Origin of the sequence: Bradyrhizobium sp. JR4.1 (assembly GCF_040548605.1) — a bacterium.
Lineage (GTDB): Bacteria > Pseudomonadota > Alphaproteobacteria > Rhizobiales > Xanthobacteraceae > Bradyrhizobium > Bradyrhizobium canariense.
Window position 1 is genome coordinate 255990 of the sequence record NZ_JBEPRY010000007.1, and the last position, 24912, is coordinate 280901.

Sequence of the window (24912 nt, forward strand, 5' to 3'; positions counted from 1 at the left end):
GATGCCTGCCCCCGAGCGCACTCTCGAACGTCCTCCGGCCGAGGCCGGCACCTTGAGCGAGCGCGCCGCAAACCTCATCGAGCAGGACATCCTTTCCGGGGATCTTGCACCGGGATCGCGGCTCGGCATCGTCGATCTCGTGCAGCGCTACGATATCGGCGCCACCCCCCTGCGCGAAGGCCTGTCTCGGCTGATGTCACGCGGCCTGATCGTCGGCATCGGACAGCGCGGTTTTCGTGTCGCCGAGGTCAGCCATGACGATCTCGCCGACATCACCTGCATGCGGACGGCGGTCGAAATCGAGGCCGTCAGGCTCGCCATCCTCCACGGCGATGTCGCCTGGGAGGCCGGCATCGTTAGCGCGCTGCATCAGATGCGAAGGCATATCGAGCGCACCGGCAATGAATTCCGCGAGGGTGCGGTCGATTTCGATCGGCTGCACAAGGGCTTTCACACCGCCCTGCTCGCGGCCTGCGGCTCGCGGCGCATGCTGGCCGCCCATTCCGATCTCTACGATCAGGCCTATCGCTACCGCCGCATGATGATGCGTGCCATCGACAGCGGGGAGGAATTCATACAGAGCCACCAGATGCTCGCCGACCGCGTGCTCGCCCGCGATCTTGCCGCCGCGCAAGCGATGCTGGCCGCGCATCTCCACTCGACCATCAATTTCGTCTATCCGGCGACAAGCGGGGAGCAATCATGAGTGTCGTTGCCAGGCTCGACGAGGCGCGCGCGGCGCGACGGCAAAAAGCGCTGATCGCGTTCAGCGCCGCGACGCTGCAGCTCGGCGGCAAGACCATCATCGAGAATCTTGATCTGGAGGTGCGGCCGGGCGAATTCCTCTGCATTGTCGGCGCCTCCGGCTGCGGCAAAACCACAGCGCTGCGGCTCGCCGCGGGCCTCTACAGCCCTACGAGCGGCGTCGTGATCTTCGACGGCGAGCCGATCACCGGGCCGCGCCGCGAGGTCGCGATCGTATTCCAGGATTACGGCAAGGCGCTGCTGCCGTGGCGGACCGCGGCCGGCAACATTTCGTTGGCGCTCGAAGCCTCCGGCGTGCCGGCACGCGAGCGCAGCTCGCGCATCGAGGCGCTGCTGCGCAAGGTCGGCTTGCCCGGCCACGCTGACAAATATCCGACCGAAATGTCGGGTGGCATGCAGCAGCGCCTGCAGATCGCGCGCTGCCTTGCGCAGGAGCCGACGACGCTGCTGATGGACGAACCGTTCGGCGCGCTGGATGCGATGACGCGCCAGGGGCTGCAGGACGAGGTCCTGTCGCTGACGCAAATGAGCCAAACGACCGTGATCTTCGTGACCCACGATCTCGAGGAGGCGATCTACCTCGGCGACCGCGTCATCGGCCTCCTGCCGTATCCGGGCCGGATCGGCATCGAGCTCGACATCGACCTGCCGCGCCCTCGCGACCAGTTGGCCACGCGTGAGCATCCGGAATTCCTGCGGCTGCGCCGGCAATTGTTCGACTTCATCAAGGCGACCGAACATTGAACCTCGACCGCGCCAGACCCTTGCTGTTGCCGCTGACGCTGATGCTTGCGTTCGAGCTCTGGGCGCGCTTCACCCACCTGCAGAGCGACAGCCTCGCCCCGCCCAGCGCGATCCTCGCGGCGCTGGCCGCAGCGCTTACCGATCTCTCGATTCCGACCGCGACCCGCGACACACTGTTCGCCGCCTTTTCCGGACTGGCGATCGGCAGTGTCATTGGGCTTTCACTCGGTATTGCCTTCGGCATCTCGCGACCCCTCGACCGCCTGATGGAGGTAACGGTCGAGGCGATCCGCCCAATTCCCTCGATCGCGCTGCTGCCGATCACGCTGATCGCCCTGGGCTTCGGCTACCGGATGGAGATCGTGATCGTGGCGTTCGCCTGCATCTGGCCGATGCTGATCATGACGCGCAGCGCCGTGCGCGGCATTGAGCCGCGATTGATGGAAGTGTCACGGGCCCTGCGGCTGAGCGCGGCGCAGCGGATCGCGAAGATCGTGATTCCGGCCGCACTGCCGCGGATCTTTGTCGCCTTTCGTCTGTCGGCCGGTATCGCCCTGATCGTCGCTGTCACCGTCGAGATCGCCATCAATCCGATCGGCCTGGGCGCCGGCATCATGCTGGCGCAGCAGGCGCTACGCGCCGACCTGATGCTCGCCTATCTGCTTTGGATCGGCGTAATCGGCTACGCGCTGAACGTCCTTTTGATTGCGGCCCAGCGCCGGCTGTTCGGCCGTGCCGCGTTCGCCGGAGACAATCCATGAACCGCGCTGCGATTCTCTGGCGTATCGCGAGCATCCTCGTCGCGGCCGGCTTTATCGCGGCGTGGCAGCTCATCGCCGATCTGCGGCTGGTCTCACCGGTGTTCCTGCCGGGTCCGGACCGAGCCTGGGCTGCCCTGATGCGCGGCTTTTCGAGCGGCGATCTCGCAAGCAAGCTCATCGGCACGCTCGAACACATGGCCTATGGCTGGCTCGCCGCCTCGATCGCCGGCGTTGCGCTCGGCGCGCTGATCGGATCGTCAAGGATGATGCGCGCCTATGTGGCGCCCTCCCTGGAATTTTTGCGGCCCCTGCCGGTCTCCGCGATCGTCCCGGTCGCGATCGCGATGCTCGGGCTGACGCAAGGCATGGCGTTGTTCGTCATCGCCTTCGGCGCGATCTGGCCTATCATGCTCGCAACCATCCACGGCTTTGCCGCGGTCGAGCCGCGGCTCTACGACGTCGCCCTCTCGCTGCAGATGTCGCGCGGCGCCGTCATCGGCAAGATCGCCCTGCCCTCGGCATTGCCCGACATCCTTGCGGGCATGCGGCTCAGCCTGACGGTCGCGCTGATCCTTTCGGTGGTCTGCGAGATCCTGGCCGGACTAGACGGCCTTGGCCAGTGGGTCTTGCTCTCGGCACGTGCGTTCCGATCCGCCGACCTGTTCGCCGGCGTCATTCTGCTCGGTGCGACCGGATATTTGACCTCAATTGCGGTGTCGCTCGTCGAGCAGCGAATGCTCGCTTGGCAGAGTACAGCCCGATAGCGTGGCGATCCATCGCCAGACAAAAATGGCCCGCGCGATGCGGGCCATTCCAACAATTGAGCCGCGAGGGCTACATTGAACTTTCGATGGATTTTTCTCTTGGGTGGGAACGACGAGGCTTAGTTTCGCGGGAGCGGAGTCGATAAGTCATTGTTTGTGATCAAAACCAAGCCGCGAGCTGAGATCAGACGCCCCACCGCAGAGCTGCCGTCTGCACCGGGGCATCCCATAATTTCGTCGACTTACTATCGAGCACAGATACGGTGATCGAGACACCAGCCATGTCGAGGGATGTGACGTAGGAACCGGTCAGGTAGCGCGCCACTGCCACCCCCGCGCTGTCCAGAATCCGCTTTGCGGCATTGACCATCAGATAGAGTTCGATCAGAGGCGTCGCGCCAAACCCGTTGACGAGAAGCAGCACTTCACTCCCCTTGCCGGGCGCAAGATCGTTCAGGATCGCATCGAGCAGCTCGGCGGCAATCGCATCGGCGGACGCCAGCGTCACCCTGCGCCGGCCGGGCTCACCATGAATGCCGACGCCCATTTCCATTTCATTGTCGGCCAATGCGAAGTTTGGCCGCCCTACGGCCGGCACGGTGCATGGCAACAGCGCCACCCCCATCGAGCGCGTGCGCCGGTTGACCTCTTCGCCGAGCGCCGTGAGAGCGGCAAGCGGCATTCCGGTCTCGGCCGCAGCGCCGACCATTTTTTCCACGATCAATGTCCCCGCGACGCCGCGACGACCGGTCGTATAGGTCGATTTCTCCACAGCCACGTCGTCGTTAGTCACCACGCTCGCAACTTCCCGCGCGGCCATCTCGGCTGCCATGGTGAAATTCATCACGTCACCTTCGTAGTTCTTGACGATGAAGAGCACGCCTGCGCCCGTGTCGACGGCCTCCGCGGCCTCGATCATCTGGTCTGGCGTCGGCGAGGTGAAGACTTGACCGGGGCAAGCGGCATCGAGCATGCCGAGGCCGACAAAGCCCGCATGCAGCGGCTCATGTCCCGCGCCGCCACCCGAAATCAGCGCGACCTTGCCTGGCTTCAACGTGCGGCGCCGGACGAATTTGCGCTCGGCACCAAGAAGCAGGATACCCGCATGAGCTGCCGCGAAACCGTCCAGACTTTCTTCGAGTATCGTATCGGTGCTGTTGATCAGCTTTTTCATGAACGTCCTCCCATCTCGTCTAAAGTTCAAATCAATGGCTCAACCCACACTTTCGGCATAGCGCGCGAGTTGCGCGGCGAAATCCACAATCAGCTGTTCGAGCGCACGGTTCTTCTTGTCGTCGCCGAGGTCGGGTACGGTCACCGAGACAATGCGGGTGCGCGCCTCGCGATGGGGTGCGCGCAGCCGGCCGGGATGCGCGCGTCCATAGGCTTTGAGGAACGCCGCACGCTCAGTGCCGGACAGATGGCAGACTTCGAAGATGATCGCGACATGCTTCGCCGGAATAGGAACCAGATAGGCCGGATTGGTGATCTGGGTCACGAAGGAGCGATTCTTGCCCAACGCCGCCGCCAGCTTCAGCCGCGTCCCCGAGGGCCTATTGTCGAGCACCCGTCGCAGGATGGCCTTGTAATCCGCCACATTGCTGTCACCAGGCGCGCGGGTATCCTCGCCTGCTTCATCCGTCATGAACGCACCTTTGCGATTGCGGCCTTGAGCCGCGCGACGGCAATCGGCGACACCGAGAGAATTGTCAACCCGGTGGCGATCAGCGCCGCGGTCAGGCGCGTATCGGCCGCGGCGTCACCACAGAGTGAGACCTCCACGCCACGCTTTCGTCCGGCCTCGACAGTCCGAGAGATCAGCGCCAGCACCGCCGGATTGCCGGTATCGTTGAGGTCCGCGACGGCACCGACGTCGCGCGCCGCCGCCATCGTGTACTGGGTCAGGTCGTTCGAGCCGATGGAATAGAACGCCGCGCCGAAATCCTCGGCGCGGAGCGCCGCCGCCGGGACCTCGACCATGATGCCGAGCGGCGGGTGGGCGCAGGCGATCCCTTCGGCCCTGAGCGCCGTGAACTCTGCATCCAGCAGGGCATTCGCACGGTCGAGCTCCGAAGGAACCGCGATCATCGGCAGCATCACCTTCAGCGCCCCGTGCACAGCCGCGCGGCACAGTGCCCGCAGTTGCACCCGAAACACTTCCGGCCGCGCGAGCGAGAGACGGATGCCGCGCAGACCGAGGAACGGATTGCGCTCGTTATCGATCGTCAAGCCGGCGATTGGCTTGTCGCCGCCCGCATCGAGGGTGCGGATTGTCACCGGCCTTCCGTCGGCCCACTCGAGAATGCGCCGATAGACTGCATATTGCGCATCCTCATCCGGCAGGCCTTGGGCCGCCTCGAACAGAAATTCCGTACGCACGAGGCCGATGCCGTCGCAGATTGCAGGATCGAGGCCGGCGAGGTCCTCGGGCGCGGCGATATTGAGAAGGACCGCGATCCGCCGGCCGTCGGCCGTGCGTGCGGACTCAAGGCAGGCGGCATCGGCGGCGGCTTGGGCGGCATTCGCAACCGCCATGCGCTGTTCGAACAGGCGGCGCGTTTCCGGCTCGGGATCAAAGATCACGGTGCCGGCATCGCCGTCGACGAGCGCCAGCGCAGGTGGCTGTCCGTTCCACGACAGTGGGCCGAGCCCAACGACCATGGGCGCCCCGCGCGCCCGCGCCAACATCGCAACATGCGAGGAAGGTGAGCCCGCAGCCAGCGCGATGGCGCCGCCGTGCGACCAGTCGGCAGCAAGAAAAGCGGAAGGGGTGATGTCGTCAGCCGCCACGATCGAGCCGCTGGTAATCCTGGCGACCGTGTCCACGCCGCTCAGATGCGCAAGCACGCGGTCGCGGATGTCGACGATATCGGCCGCACGGGCACGGAAATATTCATCTTCAGCAGCGCGATAGCCAGCTATCTCCACGTCGAGTGCCAAGCGCCAGGCGTGGTCGGCAGTGATCCCGTCCGAGATGACCCCATATGCCGGCTCCGCCAGCGCATCATCCTCAAGCATGGCGACCTGGAATTCAAGAACGTCGGCTACATCGCCCCGGATCGTCTTGATCTGGTTGGCGATCTCCGCCCTCGCGCCCTCAATCGCCGCCCGCAGTGCCGCCGCCTCTTGCGCGGGATCGTCGCTCGCTGTCCGCCTGGCCACAGCCGCAGTCAGCATGGTGACCGGTCCGATCGCGAGACCCGGCGAGGCAGCACGGCCGGTGAGATGGATCTCTGCCACTGCGATCAGGCCTCACCGAAACCGTCATGCACAAGCGCCAGTACAGCAGCAAGTGCTGCCTTGCCATCGGAACCGGTAACGCGGAAATGCAGTGTTGCGCCCTGCGGCGCCTTCACACGCATGACCTTTACCGGGCTCTTGGCGTCCGTCCAGGGCCCGTCCGCCGAGAGGGCGAGCTCTATCTTCGCGGTAAAACCCTTTGCGCACTGCGTGAGCTTGACCGACGGTCGCGCATGAAGTCCGACTTTGTTGACGAGAACCGCCGAGGCTGTCAGCGGCACCGCCGTTTCGCCCGGCCGGCTGGCGTGAGCATCATGCATAGAATTCCTCCGCGCTACGCTTGACAGCGGCAAGCGGCGAGCCACCCGAAGACTCGGTTGCCGCAATCACGGCTCCCTCGACCACCGGAGCATTGCAGACGACGACGCGCGCGCGTCGATCTTCAGGCAGCATTTCCACCGCCATCTCGGAATTTGTCTCCGCCCCGCCGAGATCAACCAGCACCGCCACGCCTGCGGGCGACCACGCCGCTTCAATCGCGTCGAGGATCCCGGCAACATTGGTGCCGAGCCCTCCATCGATGTCGCCGCCTGTCCAGGCGAGCGGCACGGCGCTGCCTACCATCTGGCGCACCATATCCGCCGCGCCTTCCGCGATCTTGCGCGAATGTGAAACGATAACGATCCCGACATTGCAGGAATTTGAACTGTTCATGAACTTGCCTCGAATTCCAGTACCTTGACTGCCGCGCCAATCAAAAGGGACGCCGAACGCGAACCGGGATCCATATGACCGATGGAACGTTCGCCGAGAAAGGACGCACGGCCGCGGATCGCAAGCATGGGCGTGGTGCGAGCGGCCGCTTGCGCCGCTTCCGCTGCAATCGCCTCGGCATCGCCACCGCCCGCCAACACGACCTGCACCGGCACCAGGACATCCAGCAACGTTTTCTGCCCCGCCTCAGAACGCCCGCGCGCCTTGACGGCGTCGATCGCCTTCTCGGTCGCTGCGACGAGATCAGCGCGGCTCGGCTGCTCCGGAAGTGCCTTGCCCAGCTCCATGAAGAAAGTTCCGACCAGCGGCCCCGAAGCACCGCCGACCTTCATGACTAAAGTCGTTCCGATCGCCTTCAGCATGTCCGGGAGCGCCTTGTCGGCAAGGCCCGGCAATGCCGCCAGCACTGCCTCGAAACCACGCTTCATATTCAGTCCGTGATCCCCATCGCCAATCGCCTGGTCGAGGCTCGTCAATTCGTCGGCGTGCTCGATCATCGACCCCGCCAGCGCTCGCACCAGTCTTTCCCTGGCTACCCGATCAAGGCTCATGCCGCTACCCTCCAGCCCATCGCATCGAAGAACAGAGGTTTGTTCAGACAGAGCGACACCACATCACCGGCGCCGAAGTCCGCCTCGGGATCCGCCAGCGTCACCACCGGCCGGCCGGCGAGGTCGAGATGGAGATGGCTCTGATCGCCGAGATGTTCAACCCGTTTGACGGTCGCCGACACATCGCCACCGCCGCGCGCAATCGTCAGGTGCTCGGTCCGCGCACCGATCGTCTCGGCGCCATCAGGCGCGCCGCCGAACAGGGCCGCCGGCAGCAGGTTGATCGTCGGCTGGCCCAACCTTGCCGCGACATGCGCGTTGATCGGGTTCTCGTAGATTTCGCGCGGCGAGCCGACCTGCATCAGCCGCCCGCCTTCGATTACACCGATGCGCGACGCCATGGTCATCGCCTCGGTCTGATCGTGGGTGACATAGAGGATCGTGGCGCCGAGATCGACCTGGATCCGCTTGAGCTCGAGCCGCAGTTCGCCGCGCAGCTTCGCGTCCAGCGAGGAGAGCGGCTCGTCCATCAGGTAGATCGAGGGCGAACGGACCAGAGCCCGCCCGATCGCGACGCGCTGCATCTGCCCGCCCGACAGCTGCGTCGCCTTGTTGTCCAGCTTGGTCTCGATATGAAGAAGACGTGCGACCTCCTGCACCTTCGCGCGAATATCGGCTTCCGGCACGCGCCGGGTCGGCGCGCGCAACGCGAAGGCCATGTTCTCGAACACCGTCAGGTGCGGATACAGCGAATATTGCTGGAAGACAAAGGCGACGTCACGGTCCGCCGGTGCATCGCAGGTCACGTCGCGCCCGTCGATGCGGATCGAACCGCTGTCCGGCTGCTCCAATCCCGCGATCAAGCGCAAAGCCGTGCTCTTGCCGGCACCAGTCGGCCCAAGCAACGCGACGAACTCGCCATCGCCAATTGTCAGCGACAGATCGTTCACAGCTTGCGTCTTGCCGAAGGCCTTGGAAATGGCGTTGATCTCGACCTCAGCCATGCGCGCCTCCCTCATGCAACGCGGTACGAATGGCCCGGCCCGACACCTTGTCGAAGACTGACAGCGTATCGGGCCGGAAATCGAGCCCGACAGTCTCGCCGGTCCGGAAGGATCTGCTGCTGGGTGAGCGGGCCTTCAGTGCGCCGTAGTGCGTCGTCACGGTCACGATCTGCGTCGTGCCGAGATATTCCGTGCCATAGACCACCCCGCGGACCATGCCGCGATCGGTGAAGCGCACATGCTCGGGCCGCACCCCCAGCACGAACTCGCTTTCCGCCATCGCCTCGCGCAAGGGAGGAATTGCAACGTCGCGCTCACCGAGCCGGATCGCCTCCGCGCCCGTCTGCAGGTGACCACGGAACGGCAGAAGGTTCATCGGCGGCGAGCCGATGAAATCCGCGACGAAGAGCGAAGCAGGCCGGTCGTAGATGTCGCGCGGGCTCGCAACCTGCTCGACGACGCCATTGTTCATTACCGCGATCCTGTCGGCCATCGCCATGGCCTCGAGCTGGTCATGCGTGACATAGACGGTGGTTGCTCCCAGGCGGTCATGCAGGGCGCGTAGTTCATGAATCATGGCCTCGCGCATCTCGGTATCGAGCGCGCCGAGCGGTTCGTCCATCAGAAAACACTTCGGCTTGCGCACGATCGCTCGCCCCAGCGCGACGCGCTGACGGTCGCCGCCGGAAAGGCCCGACACCGATCGGTCGAGCAGATGGGAGATCCGCAGGATGCGCGCGGCCTCTACGACCCGCCGATCGCGCTCGGCCGCACTGATCCCTTCGCATTTCAGGGGAAAGCCGATGTTGCGCCGGACATCCATGTGCGGATCGAGCGCGAAGAGTTGGAACACGAAGGCGATGTCGCGCGCCGATGCGCGGTTCATCGTCACGTCCTCGCCATCGAGCCGGATGGTGCCGGATGTCGGCAGCTCCAGGCCCGCAATCATGCGGAGCGTCGTGGTCTTGCCGCACCCGGACGGTCCAAGCAGGCAGAGGAACTGGCCGTCCTCGACCGTGAAGCTGGCGGACTTGACCGCATGGAACGTCCCGAAGGACTTGTCGAGTGCCTCGACCCTGATCTGTGCCATCGCGCCCTACTCCCGAACCTTCGACACGATGGTGAACATCACCGTGCCGAACAGGGTCGTCGCAAACGACCAGGAATACAGCGTCAGGGAGAACGGCTGCATCAGCATCACGACGCCGGCGGCGATGATCGCGGTCGCGGCGGCTTCGAGCGGACCACGGCGCAGAACGCGATCGGCAACACCGCGACGCGCGACGGATCGGGTGGCATCGATACTCATTTGCGGACGGCTCCAAAGGTGATGCCCCGCAGCAGATGCTTGCGCAGCAGCACCGTGAACACCACGATCGGCACCAGGAACAGCGTCGTGCCCGCCGCCACCGCGGGCCAGTCCTGTCCGCCCTCGCCGATAATGATCGGAATGAAGGGCGGCGCGGTCTGCGCATTGCCCGAGGTGAGAAGCACCGCGAAGGCGTATTCGTTCCAGGCGAAGATCAGGCAGAAGATCGCCGTCGCCGCAATTCCCGTCGTGGCCTGCGGCAGCACCACCTTCACGAAGGCCTGAAAGCGGGTGTATCCGTCGATCATGGCCGCCTCCTCGTACTCGCGCGGGATTTCGTCGATGAAGCCCTTGAGCAGCCAGACCGCAAGCGAGACGTTGACCGAGGTGTACAGCAGGATCATGCCGAGCCTGGTGTCGGACAATCCGATGCTGCGGTACATCAGATAGATCGGGATCGCGACCGCGATCGGCGGCATCATCCTGGTCGACAGGATGAAGAACATCAGGTCGTCCTTCAGGGGCACGCGGAACCGCGAGAAGCCGTAGGCCGACAAGGTGCCGAGCGCGACGGCGAGCACGGTCGAGCCGAACGCGATGATCAGCGAATTGACGAAGCGCGGCACATAGTTCGAGGGACCGGCGACCACCATGTTACGGCTGCGCGCGAGGCTGTCGCAAAGCCCCTGCGGCGCCCCCAGCGAACGGATGAACTCCGGGGTCTGGCGCGAGCGGGTCGTGAAGACGTTACAGAAGCCTTCGAGCGATGGCTTGAACATCATCTTGGGCGGATAGGAGATTGCATCGTCCGGCGACTTGAACGCGGTGAGCATGATCCACACCAGCGGGATCATGGTGATGATGGCATAGAGCACGACGAGCGAGCCGGCAAAACGCCGCGTCGTGGTCGACGGCTCGACGACGGAATGGGCTGTGGTGGCTGAGATCATCGGCTTTTCACCCTGTTCAGCGCCTTCACATAGATGTTGGCGAGGCCGAAGACCGTCACGAACAGGATGATCGCGAAGGCCGAGGAATAGCCGGTGCGCCAGCTCTCGAACGCCGCACGCTTGAGCGTGATCGACGCAACTTCCGTGGTCGACCCCGGCCCACCGCCGGTCAGCAGGTTGACCATGTCGAACATCTTGAAGTTCTCGATACCGCGGAAGAGCACCGCCAGCATGATGAACGGCAGCGCCATTGGCAGCGTGATCGACCAGAACTGCCGCCATTTCGACGCGCGGTCGACCTCCGCCGCTTCATAGATGTAACCAGGGATCGAGCGCAGGCCCGCGAGACAAATCAGCATCACATAGGGCGTCCACATCCAGGCATCGACGATGACGATGGCCCAGGGGCTCAGCGTGACGTCGCCCAGCATCTGGAACGACGAGGCCGCGCGTCCGGTGAAGAAGGCGACGACGTAGTTGAACAATCCGATCTGCGGCTGATAGAGGAACGTCCAGAAATTGCCGACGACGGCAGGTGACAGCATCATCGGCAGCAGGATGATCGTGGTCCACATCCCGTGGCCGCGGAACTTCTTATCGATGAGGTAGGCAAGGCCAAATCCGAGCACGGTCTCGATCACCACCGTCCAGATCACGAAATGCGCCGTCACCTGCATCGCCGCCCAGATATCCGGATCGGTCAGTATCGACTGGTACCAGTCGGTGCCCAGCCATATCGTCGGCGCGTTCGCCCGATTGGCGCGGTAGTTGGTGAACGAGAGATAGATCGTCCACACCAGCGGGAAGATGTTGATCGCCAGCAGCAGCACGATCGTCGGCGTGATAAAGAGCCAGGCGAGCGCCTGGTCCGACAAACCCCGGATACGACGCGCCACGGCTGGCCGGGCCGGGACGGCCCGATAGGTGATCTGGGACGAAGCACTCAAATCGTTCATGGCTTTGGTCGATCCTCGCGCCGGGACCATCAGCTATGCGACAGCTGCCGAGATTGCCGAAGAGTGCCTGGAGCGCGCTCGCGTGCGCCCCAGGCGGTTGCCTTAGAACTTCTTGCCTTCTTCCTTGAAGATGGCCTTCCAGTCCTTCACCAGACCGTCGAGCGCTTCCTGCGCGGTGCCCTTGTCCGCCACCACGTAGTCATGCACGCGCTTCTGTTCGGCCTGCAGGAGTTGCGCATAGGAGGGCTCGGCCCAGAAGTCGACGACCATTCCCATCGACTTCAGAAACTCCCCGGCGAACGGCGCGCTGTTCGGGAAGCTCGGATCGTTCAACACGGATTTGGCGCAGGAATAACCGCCCAGCGCCCACCACTTCTTCTGCACATCCCCGCCGGAGAACCATCTGATGTATTGCAGCGCTTCGCCCTGGTTCTTCGAATAGGAAACAACCGAGATACCCTGTCCGCCGAGCTGCGTCGCCTGTGTCGCGGGGCCCGCGGGATTGCTGAAGAAGCCGATCTTGTCGCCGCCAACGTTCGGATCCTTGTAGAGGCCTGGGAAGAAGGCGAAGAAGTTCATCTGCAGCGCGACCTGGCCTGACTTGAACGCATCAAGTCCTTCGGACATGTAGGAGTTGGAGGCGCCGGGTGGCGTACAGCACTTGTAGAGCTCCTTGTAGGCCTCAAGCCCCTTGACGGCGCCGGGCGCGTTGACGAAGCCGTCCATCGCATAGGGCTTCTTGGGTTTCTGATATTGGAAGCCGTAATCGTAGAGATAGTTCGACACGCCCATGGTGATGCCTTCCGAGCCGCGCTCGGTATAGATCGAAGCGCCATAGACCTTCTTGCCGTCGATCTCACGGCCCTGGAAGAATTTCGAGATGTCTCGCAGTTCGTCGAGCGTCTTCGGCGCAGCGAGATCGCGGCCGTACTTGGCCCTGAAGTCGTTCTGGATCTCTGGCCGCGCAAACCAGTCCTTGCGATAGGTCCAGCCAACCGCGTCACCCATGGCGGGCAGCGCCCAATAGTTTGGCGTATTCTTCGGCCACTCCGAATAGCCGACCACGGTGGCCGGCATGTAGTCGTCCATGCTGATTCCTTCCTTCTTGAAGAAATCGTTGAGCTTGACGTACTGGCCGTTCTCCGCGGCGCCGCCGATCCACTGAGAATCTCCGATGATGAGATCGCACAACGAGCCGTGCGAGTTAAGCTCGTTCAGGAAGCGATCGGCATAGTTGGTCCACGGCACGAACTCGAACTTCATACCGATGCCGGTCTTAGCGGTGAAGTCCTTCGACAGTTCGACTAGCGCGTTGGCAGGGTCCCAGGCGGCCCAGCACAGCGTGATGGTCTTCGCCTGCGCGTGCGCAGGGGTAGTCCCCACTCCGGCACTGAGCGCGGATGCGAGAACTCCGAAACTAGTAAGAAGCGCCTTTACTGTCTGTTTCATAAAGCTTTCCCTCCCAGTGGGGCCGGCCATCGACATGGCGCGACTCTCCAACCCGCTCGAATGCTTCGAGCAGAGCGATACAGTCCTTCACGGGCTGAACGACTAACGGACGTTTCCTCGTGCCTGCCTGGATTCTTAGGGATTCAGCCAAGCTCGATTTGTTTAGTGAACCACGATATACTAAACATTGCAAGCAGGCTGTTCGGGCATGGAGTTCAAACACTCATATCGGCGGCCCCACGAGCCCGCGCTCTCTTGTCGGTCAGCGGCAATGACATTTTTGGGACGAGCAGAGAAGATTTCCGCCGCGATAGCGCGACGCCCGTTCAAGACCTTGGACTCTCCCTCCAAGCCATCATGGGCAAGTATGAGCTAGCTCCGACAACAGATGTCCAATTGAGTGCAATCGGGGACAGTGTACTCTCACAGACGACAAAACAAGGACCGCTCTTTCCTCCTTGCTTCTCGACCCATGATCCTGCCGCAGCTCAAAACCGTGGAGACGCAGCCACCGATACTGGCATTCAGTTCGGCTTGCGATCTAACCGACGGTGCTCCCCTTTCGAGGGCGATCGGCGCCGTCGTCGGTGCGTTCATGCTGCCCTGGATGAAGGCGACCTTCGGACCCGACAGCGCTGAAGCGCTTGTCAACATTCTTCCGATTACGTTGCCAACTTGAGCTCTACGTTGCGTCGACGCCATTGGCCTCGTGCAACGCGCAAAGATTCGTAAGCGACTTAGGTGGTCAGCACCGGCCAAACGATGATCCATCCTTAGAGCCACGAACCGGGCAGCCGCACCAGTTTCGCCTCAGAAACGGCGTGAACGAACCGCAACGAACGCGATCGAGCTCGAACGAAACTGCAGCGAAATCAGCGAACCCGATCGATAGTCTGCCGCTCATAACGGTCTGGTTGCAGGTTCGAGGCCTGCCGGGCCCGCCAGCCTTCGCTCGCTTCGCGAGCTGGGGCTCGGCAAAGCCGGTGCCGCAAAAGGCATGGGATCATAGTGACAGTGCACTCAATGGCTCCGGTCCCTTTTGCGAGTTCGAATGCTCACAGCTAAGTGCACCGTCACGCAATTCCTACAGTTTCGTGTCGTTCCATCAAACCTAGCTCGCCATTCGCTGTTTCAGGCTCTGGTAGAATGCCGTCTCGAAATTCATGAAGCCGATGAACGATGCCGGGTCCCCGAAGGGAAGAATCTGGGTGGCCCAGAAGCCACCGACCCCATTCTGCCGATCGATCCAATAGAACAGATTGGCAAGGCCAGCCCAGCCCAGAGCACCGGCGGGACGCCCCGTAGGGGCTTGCTCATCATTGATCATGAAGCTCAGCGCCCAGGATTTTGACTGGCCCGGGAAAAACTCCGCGTCGTTGCACAGCGACGGGATGACGCCGGTAATCGGCGTCACCTTCTTGTCGCCCAGATGGTTCTTTTCAGCCATGCGCACGGTCTCCGCCTTCAGCACGCGGCCGTGCTCGCCCGCGCCGTCGTTTAACCACATCCGGATAAAGCACATGTAGTCGCCGACCGTGCCGTAAAGGCCATGGCCGCCCATATGCACTTCGGGCTTGGCCGGCAGCTCGAAATCCATCGGGGTGAGCGAGCCATCGGCACCTCTCGCATGGATCCCGGCCAGCCGTCCGCGCATCGCATCGGTCAGCTCGAACGTCATGTCCTTGATGCCGAGTGGTTCAAAGATGCGCGTCTTGAAGACGTCACCAAGCCTTCGGCCGGTGATGGCCTCGACGATCTGGCCGCACCAATCGAGATTGGTGCCATAATCCCACCGCTCGCCCGGATCGAACAGCAGCGGGGTCATCAGGCAGGCCTTGGTCGCCGTGATCACGCTCGGCTGATCCTTTTCCTGCGCCAGCCGATTGTAGGTGTGATTGATGAAATCATAGCTCAGGCCTGCGGTGTGCGTCATCAGCATGCGCGTGGTGATGTCGCGCTTCGGAGCGCGCAGGATCGGGTCGCCCTTGTCATCGAAGCCCTCGATCACCTGGAGCTTGCCGATCTCGGGCGCGTATCGCTTGGCCGGCTCATCGAGATCGAGCTTGCCTTCCTCGACAAGCTGCAGGATGGCCGTGGCGGTGATCGCCTTGGTCGTTGAGAATATCCCGAAGATGCTGTCGGTCGTCATATCGGCCGCCTGGTCGAGACGACGCTTGCCGGCTGCACCTACGTAGACGTTACGATGGCGGTTCGTCACCATCGCGACGACGCCGGGTACGCGTGGCGTCGATGTAACGACACCGTCGAGAACGGTATCTGCCACCGCATCAAAATTCATGGTCATGATTGTGCTCCAGCCTGAATTGGATTGATTGGGTCGACACGTCCCTTGGCAGCCCTCAATGCATGTCGAAACCCGGGTAGCCGCTCGCCGCGACTTCATCGCATTTCTGGCGATAGGCGCCGACACCGCCGCAATAGGACAGCACCCGGCGCGGCTTGCCTTCGACGTTCGAGCCCAGGTACCAGGAATTAGTCTTCGCGATCAGCGTCGCGTTGGCGATCTCATCGTGATGCGCCACCCATCCGTCTTCCGCATCCTTCGTCGGCTCGACGACCTTCAGATTCTTGCCGCGCATATGCCTGATGCAATCATCGATCCATTCGACCTGCTGTTGCAGGCACGTGGTCATGTTGCAGAGCGCCGCTGAAGGGGCGAGCGGCACGGCCGTCGTGAAGAGATTCGGATAGCCGTGAACCTGAAGGCCCATTGTGGTGCGGATGTCCCGGCTCCAATCCTCCTTCAGCGAGCGGCCGCCGCGACCTCTGACATCGATGCGCGTCAAGGCTCCGGTTCCGGCGTCGAATCCGGTGGCCAGAATGATGATGTCGAGCTCGTGGATGGCGCCGTCGGCGGTCTGGATTCCCGTCGGTGTCACCCGTTCGATTGGATTTTCCTTGACGCTGACGATCTCGACATTCGGGCGATGGAAGGCCTCGAGAAATTTCTGCTCGAGCGGCACCCGGTGTGTCCCGAAGCCATAATCGGCTGGGATCAACGCGTCACACAGCTTTGGATCTTTGAGCCGTTCGCGCATCTTCTCGCGCACGAATTCGGATATCTCGGCGTTGACCTCCGCGTCGAAGAACAGCTCGCCGAACGAGGATATCCACAGCTTCAGGGAGCCGTCATTCCAACAATCCTCGATCACCTCACGGCGCCGCCCTGGCGACAGTTCGGCCCAGGCGTGCTCGAAGTCATACTCGAATCCGGTGAAGGTGTGCGGGAGGCGCTCCGTGAACGACTTGAATTTCGACTTGTAGGCATCGACATCCGCCGCGCCGTATTTGGGATTCTTCATCGGGATAATGTATTGCGGCGTGCGAATGAAGACCTTGAGGTGACCGACCTCGCTGGCGATCGTCTGGATGACCTGGATTCCGGTCGCGCCGTTACCAATGACGCCGACGCGCTTGCCGGCCAGATCGACCGGCTGCTTCGGCCAGCGCGCCGTGTGGAACAACTGCCCTTTGAAGGTCTCCTGCCCCGGAAAGGACACGTGCGGGGCCGAAAGCATGCCGCAGCAGGTGATCAGGAACTGGGTATCGATCACGTCGCCCTTGTCGGTCGTGACCAGCCAGCGCTGGGCGGCTTCGTTGAAATGAGCGCTCTTGACCGTCGTACCGAACTGGATGTCCTTGCGCAGATCGAGGCGATCGGCGATGTAGTTCAGCCAGCGTTCGATTTCGGGTTGGCCAGGGAATTTCTCGCTCCAGCTCCATCCCTTGTAGAGCTCTTCGGAGAACAGGTACTGGTAAATATAGGCTTCGGAGTCGAAGCGCGCGCCAGGATAGCGATTCCAGTACCAGGTGCCGCCGACGCCGGATCCAGCATCGATCACCCTGACGTTCAATCCCTGTTCACGCAGGCGATAGAGCTGATAGAGTCCGGCGACGCCGGCTCCAACCACCACGGCGTCGAATTTCGCCGTCACATGCGCGCCGTTGCTTCCGTTGAACTCGGTCACGGGTTCTGCCATTTTCCCCTCCTAGGGTGTAAGAGCGCGTGGCCTCCCCATCCGTGCTGTGACCGGATGATGGTGCATCGCGTCATTGTTGATCCCGACGGCTCGATCGGATGGGGCTTGTTCTGCTTGCGACGCTCGTGCCGTTCGCTTTCCACTCGGCAAGGGACTGCGGCAAGCTACGAGATTGCCTGCGCCTGGGGCTTGAACAAAACCGACAATCCTTTGAACGAGGCCACTGGTGCCGCGGTCTCAAGGAGCTGATCCGGACGCAGTTCGCTTGGCAAAAGCCAAAAGCGGCTTATGCTGCTGCGCAGCTGTTCGGCTCAAGAGAAGAAGAAGCGGTCAACCGCGCCTTAGAGGGAGGGAGTTCGCGCGATGGGCCGGTTGATTACGGTCGACGAGCTGCCACGGTACGCGCCTGGCAAGTTGATGTTGGACAGTTCGGCGGTAGGAAAGGCCGACTTTCGGCTGCGGGTGTTCCGCTATGCGCCATCCGACATCTGGGTCCCCCCGTCCGAGAACTATCTGATCGTCATCTACCGCGAAGGCTCGACTGCGATGAACCGCCGCGTCACCGGCGCGTGGAAGCAAGATCACGTCGGCCGAGGTGTCACGACGCTGCTCACGCGCGCGGAAGCTTCGAATTGGCGATGGAGCCATGATCTCGAAGTCAGCCATTTCTACATTTCACCGACCTTGATGGCAAAGACTGCGGGCGAGGCCTTCGATCGCGACGCGGAGGCGGTCGAACTGCACGACCTCCTCAAGATCGAAGATCCGGTCCTGACCTGGATCGGCGACCAGATGGTGCAAGAGGTTTCCGCCGGAGGACCGGGTGGCCGCCTCTGCTACGATGCGCTGGCTCTTCAGGCCAGCGTGCACATCCTGCGAAGATATGCCTCCGTGCGGTTCAAGATGCCCTGCTCGCAGGGACGCTTCAGACCTGCCCATGCGCGGCTGATCGAAGACTATATCGAACAGAGCATCTCCAGGAACATCACGCTGGAGGAATTGGCCAACATCTGCAACTGCACGCCCGTGCAGTTCGCGCGCAAATTCCATGTGCATTACGGAATGCGTCCCCACGCCTATGTGCTGAGCCGCAAGGTGGAACACGCCTGCCAGCATCTCCGCAAGGACCGCTTGCCGCTGAAGGAGATCGCGCTGCTCAGCGGGTTTTCGGATCAAAGCCACCTCAACCGAGTCTTTCGCCGACACATGAACCTCACGCCTGCGGAATATCGCAAGCAATCGGCATGAGGCAGACCTGAGCGAGAGGGAAATCGCAGCGAAGCAAATACCTGGGCGGCTTTCGCCGATTTCTAACGCCCTGTTTCGCACAAAAGCGACCTCATCAAATCAAAATCAACGCGCTCGCTCGTGACGAAAACCCGGAAAAACTCGCGGCCTCCTCGATATTCAGCCGCATAACGGTCTGGTTGCACGTTAGCGCCCGCTGACGGAGCAGCGGAATCTACGGTTGCTGACGATCTGCGACATCACTGGGCATTCATACCGAAGCGCGCAGACCATCGTGAAGCACTACCGCGCCCGCAATGCGGCTCGCGCCGATTCTGGTATCGACAGGCTTGAACTGTAGGTGCGGAAGGAAGTCATGACGAGCTGAACGCAGACCGGTGGGTCTCGTGCTACGGTGGTGGATGGGCTCGGTCCTAATTATCCGGCTCGTCGCACGGCGTGCGACCATTAAAAGCGTTACACGAGACCCGGTTTGTTCTCCCTAAGAATTTAAACAAGCCCAACTTACCGGTCGCACCCTTAACCAGCTGAGATTGGGCATTCGTCGCGCGATCATGGTGCCTCATTGCACTGTCTACGGTCCGCGTGGTCGGAACGTGCATTCGCGGGGCGAACCTTGGCATCTGTTGGTGCCCTATCTCCTGAAGCTATCCTCAGAACGGCTCACGGCGCGGCCTGGCGCCTTTTTCGTTCCGATTGATCGAATCCTCGGGTACCCTATTCTATCCGCGTCGGCGGAACTGGTGAAGTTGATAGATGGCTCCACGGAGAATGGAGATGGGCCGGCTCGATAAGCAGATGGATCCCTTCCACCCTGCCGCTCATGTGACTACGGAGGATCGCGTCCCCGAGGATCTAGAGCTTGAGCAAGTCGACACGGCGTCGTTAGTTGATCCGGCCCGAGAGGACGCCGCCTCGTCGCCCGCGCATTTTGGGTCAGGCCGGCCGGCGGCAAGCGTAACGGGCTCTACAGACTGGATGGATCGAGCACGCCGCATCTGGCGGAGCCATCTCCAGCGCGAACAACTCCCCCGGACGGCCGGACGGTCGATGGGAAACTTTGAGCGGTGGTTGATCGCATTGCTGAGCGTCGGCTTTGTCGTGAGCTGCGTTTGCGCGATCATCGTCTTCATGCAGGTCAACTCGCGCAAATTGGAGATCGCAACGCTGCAACGTGACATCATCGCGCTCAAGCTACGCGTAGCCAGGCTCGATCAGATCGCAAGCACGAATGAGATACGTGAAAAAGCAAACAGTGAAACATCCAAGCCGCCGTCGGAGGCCCGTCCTGACCAGGCTCCGCTCATCCTATCACGTGAAGAGATTCAACTTATCCGAGACTATATCAAGCCTGCACCAGTTGCAGGCTCCGCAACTGAGACGATCAAGGTCGGCGATCCCGTCGGAGGAGAAGCCGTGCCCTTTCCTTTTCCGATCACGGAGAAGGTGCGGAAACTGCTCGGCGCGCGATTTACCGTTCGCAATGGCATCATTGTCATCATCCGCAGCGGCAGCCGTCACGCTGATGCTGTGATTGGGCAAAATTGACCCGCAGCAGCCAATACCGTCCCGCAGGAGTTGCGCCATTGAACGTTTTTTGGGCCCGAAAGCATCTTTCCCTGCAAACAGGGAAATTTACAGTTAAAACACGCCTCCACCGCAGGAGCAATCTCATCCCAAATTGCGGCAATATCCTAGAATCGCAGGGAAATCCCACCCCTCGCGGCGCGCTGCGCCCAACTCGGAACAGGGAATTTGCGCCCGGCGAACAGGGAATGGGGTCGCCCTGAGCAGGGAGCGATATCCGGTGCGTTAAGCGTCCATTTCTCACACACGTGTTTCGCGGCGCGTGGACGCGATCTGTTCTCCTCCTCGATGTGCAGATGAAAGGAGAACCAGGATGGGCGAACGAGAGCCAGCTGCGTGTTCGATATGGCGAGGCGTTTTGGCGTGTCCGGCTCGGCAGCACTGGTCGTGAGTTCGGTGCGGGCGTTGCCTATGCCAATCGCGTCTAGTTGGAAGAGCACTCAACGCTGGGGAAAGTTGAGCCCGGTCTTACATCGGAAGCCTGGGTTGCCTCCGAACCTCATGGAATTAGTGTTCGATGCTCACGCTCCGGTTGGCTGCTGCCGCCATCAAGGCATTCGGAGAACGCCTCGACCAAACCAGTCGCGGTCCCGCCTGTTCACGCTGGCGGGGCGCCATCAATATGCGAAACACCGACGTTTTCGCAGATTGAGACGAACGCCCTCTTCGCCTCAGCGTCCTCAAAGCAAAATCGTGTGCCTTGGATGCCGCGCTCGATCCACCAGTCGATTTTGTTTGCCCGCGAAATGCGGGATGCCTCTCCGCGCAACTGATCCAATTGCCTTCCATAGGCCCGAACGATCACACAATTTGTCATTCTCTTATCCCCCAAAAAAGCGGCGTGCTAACTAGCCCTGAACGCAAGAGTCCTTCCGACCGCTCATCGCGCACGCGCGATGAGCGATCCCTTCAAAACGCCAGAAAGTCACAGAGTCAGTCGCTCCGCAGCGATCGCACGTCAATCGCTCCTGGCCGAGCATGTAGCGCCCGCGGATCGCGGAAGCGGCATTTTTGCAAGATGGACAAATCAACAAAAAATTGCGCATACGCCAGCGCATCACCAGACCAACCCAACACCTTCGACGCCCCCTTCGTGAATCAGGTATCTCGCTGAGGAGAAGCTTAGCGAAACTTTGCACGCCTGAATGTTCGATCGCGAACACAGGAACCGCCCTGCGCTTGCCCAGGGCGTGGTGGTATCCTTTCCGAAAGCTGCTAGGCTACGCTCAACTGCGAGAGAGCGATGAGCGATGACGCGAAAAATGCAGGCCTTGCGGCGCTAATCCGTGGCATTTTTGCTCCGTCCGCGTCGCCCGCTCCGGCGCCGGAGATGCCGCCAACGCTCCAAGAGGAGCCCGTGACCGCGGCAGCGCCACCTGCGAAGCCAGTCGCTCCCTTGTCCGCCGGCGGCCCCGATGAAAAACGAGCGCGACTGCCCGCTGTGGCGATCGCCGACCTCGTCCTTGGTGAGCTTCGCAAAGTTGATGGCTTTGCGAAATCCGGAGTCTCGATCACCGTCTACGGAAGTCGACCTTGGAATGCCATGATCAGGTTCGCACCGTTCTCGACCACGTCCCAAGACGCTGAACGCCTGCGACACGCTTTGCCGGATATCGTCTTCAGGCTTCGTCGGTACGTCGAGCTCGAACAGTAGGTTCTGCCGATCACGTTCCACTCGGCGCTCCTACCCCTGCGCTCGGCGTGACTTCCGATCATTAGACTAGCCGTCCCCACCCTTCAGGGCCGGGTCGGAACCGCGCCTCGGACCTGCGCCGCGCTTGCCGCAGCCCCTGTTCAAAACCGACCAGAACCGGCTGCCCATTTTTCCTCGGCGCGGGATACTGCGCCCGGCCGATCGAAGCCAACGCGCGCAGATCGAAACGGCCCCAGCACAACCCCAAATGCCGGGCCGCAGAAGGTGCTCGGCGGTATTTTGTACGATGGCGAGATCCAAGGCTGGCCTTGTCCGCGGGCGGCAGTCGCCCTGAGCCGCCCATTTTGGACTCCGAAAACCGTGAGGCCCGAGCGGCAGATTGCCGCTCTCAGCCACACCGAGAAAACCATACAGCCAGCGTGCGAAAGCGAACAGACCTGATGGCCCAATTTGACTAGTCTCGGGGTGGTCCCAATCGCAGGCCATCTGTTCTAATGGACGCTCGTGCGCGACTGGATGGTTGTCATTTCGCTCTGCGCCAACATTTTGAGGCACTCGCCTCTCAAGTCTCCGACCCTTCGAGACCGAGTAGCCAAGGCCGAGCGCAGAATCGTCGGTGCGGCACGCGAAACTAGAGCTAGGAAGGCGGTTTATGACGGCAGCGCGGTCGGCCCGGCCAGCAACGCGACCATCTGACTCGGCGTAAGAGTCCGGGCTTTGACGACTGACTTTGCTGCGACCCGCCCCAACCGGGGGCTGGACTTTGGACATTCGTGATTACCGACCGCAATTTGAGCAGATGTCCGTCGACGAGTTGTGGGCTCTCTACACGGTTGTCGATCAGATTCTCGCCGCGAGGATCGTTGCCAAAAAGCAAGAACTCGACAGGCGACTCGAACAGCTCCACCATACCGACGGACCGGGCGGTTCATCAGAGCTCAGTGTCCGCGCGTCATCATCGGGTCGCGACCGGCTCTGAGAAGGGCGTCGCGCTTGCCGCAAACCTTGCGGGCGAGCGAGGCTCCTCAGGTAAGGTGATGGGGCCATCGCTCAATGCTTGCCGGCGGTCGCTTCGCTTGTGGCTGCACGTATCGTCCTGGCAAGCAAAGAGACCGCGGCCGCGGAACCAGCTGATGTCCACAACCGGGAGCAATGGCGATGCAACACCACAGCATCGCTGACGTCAGCTGCGTTATTCTTCAATGCTTGGATACCTATCAAGTCGCTAACGTTGAGCCGCTCGTGTTGAAGTGTTTCCCGGATATCGACCGGCACACGCTTTGGCAGGCATACAACGTCGCCTTGGTGGCATACACGTCCGGCACAGGCCTTAAACAACAACAGAAGGAAGCAGCAGCCGCTGCAATAAGTGAGTTTGGAACATGAACGGGTTGATCGATCGTCTTTAATAAATTCCGTTCGGAGACCAAGCTCGGCACGTCGATCGACGCCAACACCGGCGCGATTGCTGGTACAACCGAAGCGACCGGCGGCCGCTCAGCCGTATTGCAAAATGTCGCTGTTGCTATCGCCGATCGTTGAAACTCGCTCCATTCCCGTTTCGCGAATCGATTGTCAATCGAAGGACATTACGATGACCAGCGCATCGCGAGATATCGTAATTGTGGGCGGAGGCATTGGCGACGGTGCCTTGGCCACCGTGTCGCTCGAACCTAAGCTCCCGCTTTGTCTCTTGACCACCTGCTCAAGCGCAAGAGCCGCTATGGCGATCTGATCTGCCAAGCGTCCCAACAGTTCACGCTTTTCTGGGTCGCTTGCCCGCGTGCGCATCAGGGCGAAATCTGCGGTCGCCCACGAGTGTGGAATGACGCTCGCGTTTCACGCGTACTCGAGGGCTCCATCTCGAATTTGGGATTGGCTAACGGAGCCGCGCCGTGAACGGCCGCGGCTGCTCGAGCCGGCTCGACGAGTTCTTTCCCTGGAACTGGCGCCCAGCAACCGTCGTCAATTGATCCCCCTGCAGCGCTGAAAGCCGGTGAACGCCTGACCTCTTCGGCATCCGGAAATCTACGGGCGCCTGGCGCCCGATGCCGATGCAGCCGGCTGCGCCGCGGTGGCCCGTGCTCGCCCGGTCTTGCGTGAACGACATTTCGTGACGAATTTGTCTGCTGCGAATCTAAGAACTTCACCTGGGATGCGGGGCGGAGCCGATGCCTAAGCGCGTCAACCCGAAATGGGGCTGGACCGGAATGGTCCGACTGGAGGGTTACGCCAGCCCCGATGACGCGCTCGGCGAGCTCGATAGCCACTCCGAACCTGCCGGAGATCAGCGCCAGGCTCTGCATCGTCCACTGGCCGGCGCCCAATGTGACGACCTCATCAAAGATCTCGATCTGCCGTTGCTCGACGGCCACCGGACCGAGTGCCATGATTGGCTGAATTGGATTCGCGAGGACGCTCTCAGAGAGTGTCTTCGGCGATCACAGCAACCAACACGGGCTGAGATTCACGAAGCGCTGGACCAGACCGGCCAGCTCCTTCGCCATTTCGTCGACGCCTCGGAGCAACGTCACGCCGACTGGATCGTCCAGGAGTCGCCGATCTTGGCCCCGGGCCCCCTCACCGTCTTTTGGTTGTTTCCTCGACGGCTAAGAACGCTTGCCGACTATGCCAAGAAGAAGGCTCGGCACGCTGACATCGCTGAGCTCGTGGTTTTGGCGAACGCCGCCGATCGCCTCGCGGACGTCCTGATGCTGTTAGATTGGGCGTCATCGGACAAGATTTCTCGGGAATTGCCTGAGGCGTACGACTATGAGGTGCGTCATCTGGTCGATGCCGTCCGTATCGCGCAGCGGCTCGAACACGCCACCCGGACCGCGCTCGAAACGAGCAAGAAACGGGGCGGCCCGCTTCCGCAGCCGACGATGGTGCAGGTCGTGATTTGGCTCGCCGAACTGGTCGAGCGCTACGGCGGAACATTCACCCACAACCCCTACGTGGGAACGGCGTATGACGGCTCCCCTCAGACCCCAGCCGGTCTGTTCGTGCTGAACTTCATGTGGACATGCAAGCCGCCGCTGTCCGCCAGCCCGCAAACCGTCAGCAACTGGATGGCCGCGGCCATCAAATGGCGAAATCGCGCCCGCGCTCCCAACTCGGAAATCAGGGAGAGGTCCTTCTAAGTGCATCCCGCG

24 protein-coding genes are annotated in these 24912 nt (G+C 61.9%); 10 read left to right on the forward strand and 14 right to left on the reverse strand.

All coding sequences use genetic code 11. The annotated features are described in order from the left end of the window. Position 1: 1 nt before the first annotated feature. The 4 genes from ABIB90_RS17740 to ABIB90_RS17755 are packed head-to-tail and all read left to right on the forward strand — an operon-like array spanning position 2 to position 3034. Positions 2-706, forward strand: coding sequence for a GntR family transcriptional regulator (locus ABIB90_RS17740; protein ID WP_354161051.1), 705 nt, complete (start codon positions 2-4; stop codon positions 704-706). Continuing rightward, entirely contained in the window at positions 703-1509 is an 807-nt protein-coding gene (locus ABIB90_RS17745) for an ABC transporter ATP-binding protein (protein WP_354161048.1), read from the forward strand. The genes ABIB90_RS17740 and ABIB90_RS17745 overlap by 4 nt, the downstream gene beginning before the upstream one ends. Beyond that, the gene (locus tag ABIB90_RS17750) at positions 1506-2270 is read left to right on the forward strand and encodes an ABC transporter permease (protein ID WP_354161045.1); all 765 of its coding nucleotides are present in this window, start codon (positions 1506-1508) and stop codon (positions 2268-2270) included. Before ABIB90_RS17745 ends, ABIB90_RS17750 begins: the two co-directional genes overlap by 4 nt. After that, on the forward strand, positions 2267-3034 hold the full coding sequence (locus tag ABIB90_RS17755; RefSeq protein ID WP_354161042.1) for an ABC transporter permease: 768 nt from the start codon (positions 2267-2269) through the stop codon (positions 3032-3034). Before ABIB90_RS17750 ends, ABIB90_RS17755 begins: the two co-directional genes overlap by 4 nt. A 184-nt stretch (positions 3035-3218) precedes the next feature. On the opposite strand, the gene dhaK is transcribed toward ABIB90_RS17755, so the two are convergent. The 12 genes from dhaK to ABIB90_RS17815 form a co-directional block, all read right to left on the reverse strand. Next, entirely contained in the window at positions 3219-4208 is a 990-nt protein-coding gene (gene dhaK, locus ABIB90_RS17760) for a dihydroxyacetone kinase subunit DhaK (protein ID WP_007592624.1), read from the reverse strand. A gap of 39 nt (positions 4209-4247) precedes the next feature. Next, positions 4248-4679, reverse strand: coding sequence for a hypothetical protein (locus ABIB90_RS17765; protein ID WP_007592625.1), 432 nt, complete (start codon positions 4677-4679; stop codon positions 4248-4250). After that, positions 4676-6274, reverse strand: coding sequence for a phosphoenolpyruvate--protein phosphotransferase (gene ptsP, locus ABIB90_RS17770; RefSeq protein ID WP_354161038.1), 1599 nt, complete (start codon positions 6272-6274; stop codon positions 4676-4678). The genes ABIB90_RS17765 and ptsP overlap by 4 nt, the downstream gene beginning before the upstream one ends. A 5-nt stretch (positions 6275-6279) precedes the next feature. Beyond that, positions 6280-6594, reverse strand: a complete 315-nt coding sequence (locus tag ABIB90_RS17775; RefSeq protein ID WP_007592629.1) for an HPr family phosphocarrier protein — start codon at positions 6592-6594, stop codon at positions 6280-6282. Next, positions 6587-6988 carry a dihydroxyacetone kinase phosphoryl donor subunit DhaM gene (dhaM, locus tag ABIB90_RS17780; RefSeq protein ID WP_007592631.1) on the reverse strand — a complete coding sequence of 134 codons (402 nt, stop codon included), beginning with the start codon at positions 6986-6988 and terminating at the stop codon, positions 6587-6589. Before dhaM ends, ABIB90_RS17775 begins: the two co-directional genes overlap by 8 nt. Further along, positions 6985-7599: a dihydroxyacetone kinase subunit DhaL gene (gene dhaL, locus ABIB90_RS17785; RefSeq protein WP_354201171.1), complete on the reverse strand. Its 615-nt coding sequence runs from the start codon at positions 7597-7599 to the stop codon at positions 6985-6987. Before dhaL ends, dhaM begins: the two co-directional genes overlap by 4 nt. Further along, complete coding sequence (locus tag ABIB90_RS17790) at positions 7596-8603, reverse strand: ABC transporter ATP-binding protein (RefSeq protein WP_354161030.1); 1008 nt, start codon at positions 8601-8603, stop codon at positions 7596-7598. The genes dhaL and ABIB90_RS17790 overlap by 4 nt, the downstream gene beginning before the upstream one ends. Beyond that, complete coding sequence (locus tag ABIB90_RS17795; RefSeq protein WP_354201172.1) at positions 8596-9693, reverse strand: ABC transporter ATP-binding protein; 1098 nt, start codon at positions 9691-9693, stop codon at positions 8596-8598. The genes ABIB90_RS17790 and ABIB90_RS17795 overlap by 8 nt, the downstream gene beginning before the upstream one ends. Positions 9694-9699: 6 nt before the next feature. Further along, positions 9700-9912, reverse strand: a complete 213-nt coding sequence (locus tag ABIB90_RS17800; protein ID WP_007592640.1) for a hypothetical protein — start codon at positions 9910-9912, stop codon at positions 9700-9702. Then, positions 9909-10862: a carbohydrate ABC transporter permease gene (locus ABIB90_RS17805; RefSeq protein ID WP_354127814.1), complete on the reverse strand. Its 954-nt coding sequence runs from the start codon at positions 10860-10862 to the stop codon at positions 9909-9911. Before ABIB90_RS17805 ends, ABIB90_RS17800 begins: the two co-directional genes overlap by 4 nt. Next, complete coding sequence (locus ABIB90_RS17810) at positions 10859-11818, reverse strand: carbohydrate ABC transporter permease (RefSeq protein WP_354127813.1); 960 nt, start codon at positions 11816-11818, stop codon at positions 10859-10861. Before ABIB90_RS17810 ends, ABIB90_RS17805 begins: the two co-directional genes overlap by 4 nt. A 102-nt stretch (positions 11819-11920) precedes the next feature. Continuing rightward, positions 11921-13267 (reverse strand): ABC transporter substrate-binding protein, encoded by a 1347-nt coding sequence (locus tag ABIB90_RS17815; protein ID WP_354161024.1) that lies wholly within the window; start codon positions 13265-13267, stop codon positions 11921-11923. 472 nt (positions 13268-13739) lie between these two features. Between ABIB90_RS17815 and ABIB90_RS17820 the strand changes: the two genes are divergently transcribed. Beyond that, a complete protein-coding gene (locus ABIB90_RS17820) occupies positions 13740-13946 on the forward strand; it encodes a hypothetical protein (RefSeq protein WP_354127811.1) in 207 nt (68 codons plus the stop codon). Positions 13947-14378: 432 nt separating this feature from the next. Here the strand turns inward: ABIB90_RS17820 and acmB are convergent, their stop codons facing one another. Next, positions 14379-15572, reverse strand: a complete 1194-nt coding sequence (gene acmB, locus ABIB90_RS17825; RefSeq protein WP_354161020.1) for a methyl acetate hydrolase AcmB — start codon at positions 15570-15572, stop codon at positions 14379-14381. Between the two features lie 55 nt (positions 15573-15627). Continuing rightward, positions 15628-17268, reverse strand: a complete 1641-nt coding sequence (locus ABIB90_RS17830) for a flavin-containing monooxygenase (RefSeq protein ID WP_354161017.1) — start codon at positions 17266-17268, stop codon at positions 15628-15630. 363 nt (positions 17269-17631) lie between these two features. On the opposite strand from ABIB90_RS17830, the gene ABIB90_RS17835 reads away from it, so the two are divergent. The 5 genes from ABIB90_RS17835 to ABIB90_RS17855 all read left to right on the forward strand — a co-directional run bounded on the left by ABIB90_RS17835 (position 17632) and on the right by ABIB90_RS17855 (position 24900). Further along, positions 17632-18516 (forward strand): helix-turn-helix domain-containing protein, encoded by an 885-nt coding sequence (locus tag ABIB90_RS17835; protein ID WP_354161014.1) that lies wholly within the window; start codon positions 17632-17634, stop codon positions 18514-18516. A gap of 777 nt (positions 18517-19293) precedes the next feature. Beyond that, positions 19294-20064 (forward strand): hypothetical protein, encoded by a 771-nt coding sequence (locus ABIB90_RS17840; RefSeq protein ID WP_354161011.1) that lies wholly within the window; start codon positions 19294-19296, stop codon positions 20062-20064. 1282 nt (positions 20065-21346) lie between these two features. Further along, complete coding sequence (locus tag ABIB90_RS17845) at positions 21347-21757, forward strand: hypothetical protein (RefSeq protein ID WP_035992923.1); 411 nt, start codon at positions 21347-21349, stop codon at positions 21755-21757. Positions 21758-22909: 1152 nt separating this feature from the next. Next, positions 22910-23143: a hypothetical protein gene (locus ABIB90_RS17850; RefSeq protein ID WP_035992930.1), complete on the forward strand. Its 234-nt coding sequence runs from the start codon at positions 22910-22912 to the stop codon at positions 23141-23143. 785 nt (positions 23144-23928) lie between these two features. Then, a complete protein-coding gene (locus ABIB90_RS17855) occupies positions 23929-24900 on the forward strand; it encodes a hypothetical protein (protein WP_354201173.1) in 972 nt (323 codons plus the stop codon). The last annotated feature ends 12 nt before the right edge of the window (positions 24901-24912 follow it).

Coding starts and splice junctions, on each gene's coding strand:
- ABIB90_RS17740 (WP_354161051.1), top strand. CDS start 2: ATGCCTGCCCCCGAGCGCACTCTCGAACGTCCTCCGGCCGAGGCCGGC.
- ABIB90_RS17745 (WP_354161048.1), top strand. CDS start 703: ATGAGTGTCGTTGCCAGGCTCGACGAGGCGCGCGCGGCGCGACGGCAA.
- ABIB90_RS17755 (WP_354161042.1), top strand. CDS start 2,267: ATGAACCGCGCTGCGATTCTCTGGCGTATCGCGAGCATCCTCGTCGCG.
- dhaK (WP_007592624.1), bottom strand. CDS start 4,208: ATGAAAAAGCTGATCAACAGCACCGATACGATACTCGAAGAAAGTCTG.
- ABIB90_RS17765 (WP_007592625.1), bottom strand. CDS start 4,679: ATGACGGATGAAGCAGGCGAGGATACCCGCGCGCCTGGTGACAGCAAT.
- ABIB90_RS17775 (WP_007592629.1), bottom strand. CDS start 6,594: ATGCATGATGCTCACGCCAGCCGGCCGGGCGAAACGGCGGTGCCGCTG.
- dhaM (WP_007592631.1), bottom strand. CDS start 6,988: ATGAACAGTTCAAATTCCTGCAATGTCGGGATCGTTATCGTTTCACAT.
- dhaL (WP_354201171.1), bottom strand. CDS start 7,599: ATGAGCCTTGATCGGGTAGCCAGGGAAAGACTGGTGCGAGCGCTGGCG.
- ABIB90_RS17790 (WP_354161030.1), bottom strand. CDS start 8,603: ATGGCTGAGGTCGAGATCAACGCCATTTCCAAGGCCTTCGGCAAGACG.
- ABIB90_RS17795 (WP_354201172.1), bottom strand. CDS start 9,693: ATGGCACAGATCAGGGTCGAGGCACTCGACAAGTCCTTCGGGACGTTC.
- ABIB90_RS17800 (WP_007592640.1), bottom strand. CDS start 9,912: ATGAGTATCGATGCCACCCGATCCGTCGCGCGTCGCGGTGTTGCCGAT.
- ABIB90_RS17805 (WP_354127814.1), bottom strand. CDS start 10,862: ATGATCTCAGCCACCACAGCCCATTCCGTCGTCGAGCCGTCGACCACG.
- ABIB90_RS17810 (WP_354127813.1), bottom strand. CDS start 11,818: ATGAACGATTTGAGTGCTTCGTCCCAGATCACCTATCGGGCCGTCCCG.
- ABIB90_RS17815 (WP_354161024.1), bottom strand. CDS start 13,267: ATGAAACAGACAGTAAAGGCGCTTCTTACTAGTTTCGGAGTTCTCGCA.
- ABIB90_RS17820 (WP_354127811.1), top strand. CDS start 13,740: ATGATCCTGCCGCAGCTCAAAACCGTGGAGACGCAGCCACCGATACTG.
- acmB (WP_354161020.1), bottom strand. CDS start 15,572: ATGACCATGAATTTTGATGCGGTGGCAGATACCGTTCTCGACGGTGTC.
- ABIB90_RS17830 (WP_354161017.1), bottom strand. CDS start 17,268: ATGGCAGAACCCGTGACCGAGTTCAACGGAAGCAACGGCGCGCATGTG.
- ABIB90_RS17835 (WP_354161014.1), top strand. CDS start 17,632: ATGGGCCGGTTGATTACGGTCGACGAGCTGCCACGGTACGCGCCTGGC.
- ABIB90_RS17840 (WP_354161011.1), top strand. CDS start 19,294: ATGGGCCGGCTCGATAAGCAGATGGATCCCTTCCACCCTGCCGCTCAT.
- ABIB90_RS17845 (WP_035992923.1), top strand. CDS start 21,347: ATGAGCGATGACGCGAAAAATGCAGGCCTTGCGGCGCTAATCCGTGGC.
- ABIB90_RS17850 (WP_035992930.1), top strand. CDS start 22,910: ATGGCGATGCAACACCACAGCATCGCTGACGTCAGCTGCGTTATTCTT.
- ABIB90_RS17855 (WP_354201173.1), top strand. CDS start 23,929: ATGCCTAAGCGCGTCAACCCGAAATGGGGCTGGACCGGAATGGTCCGA.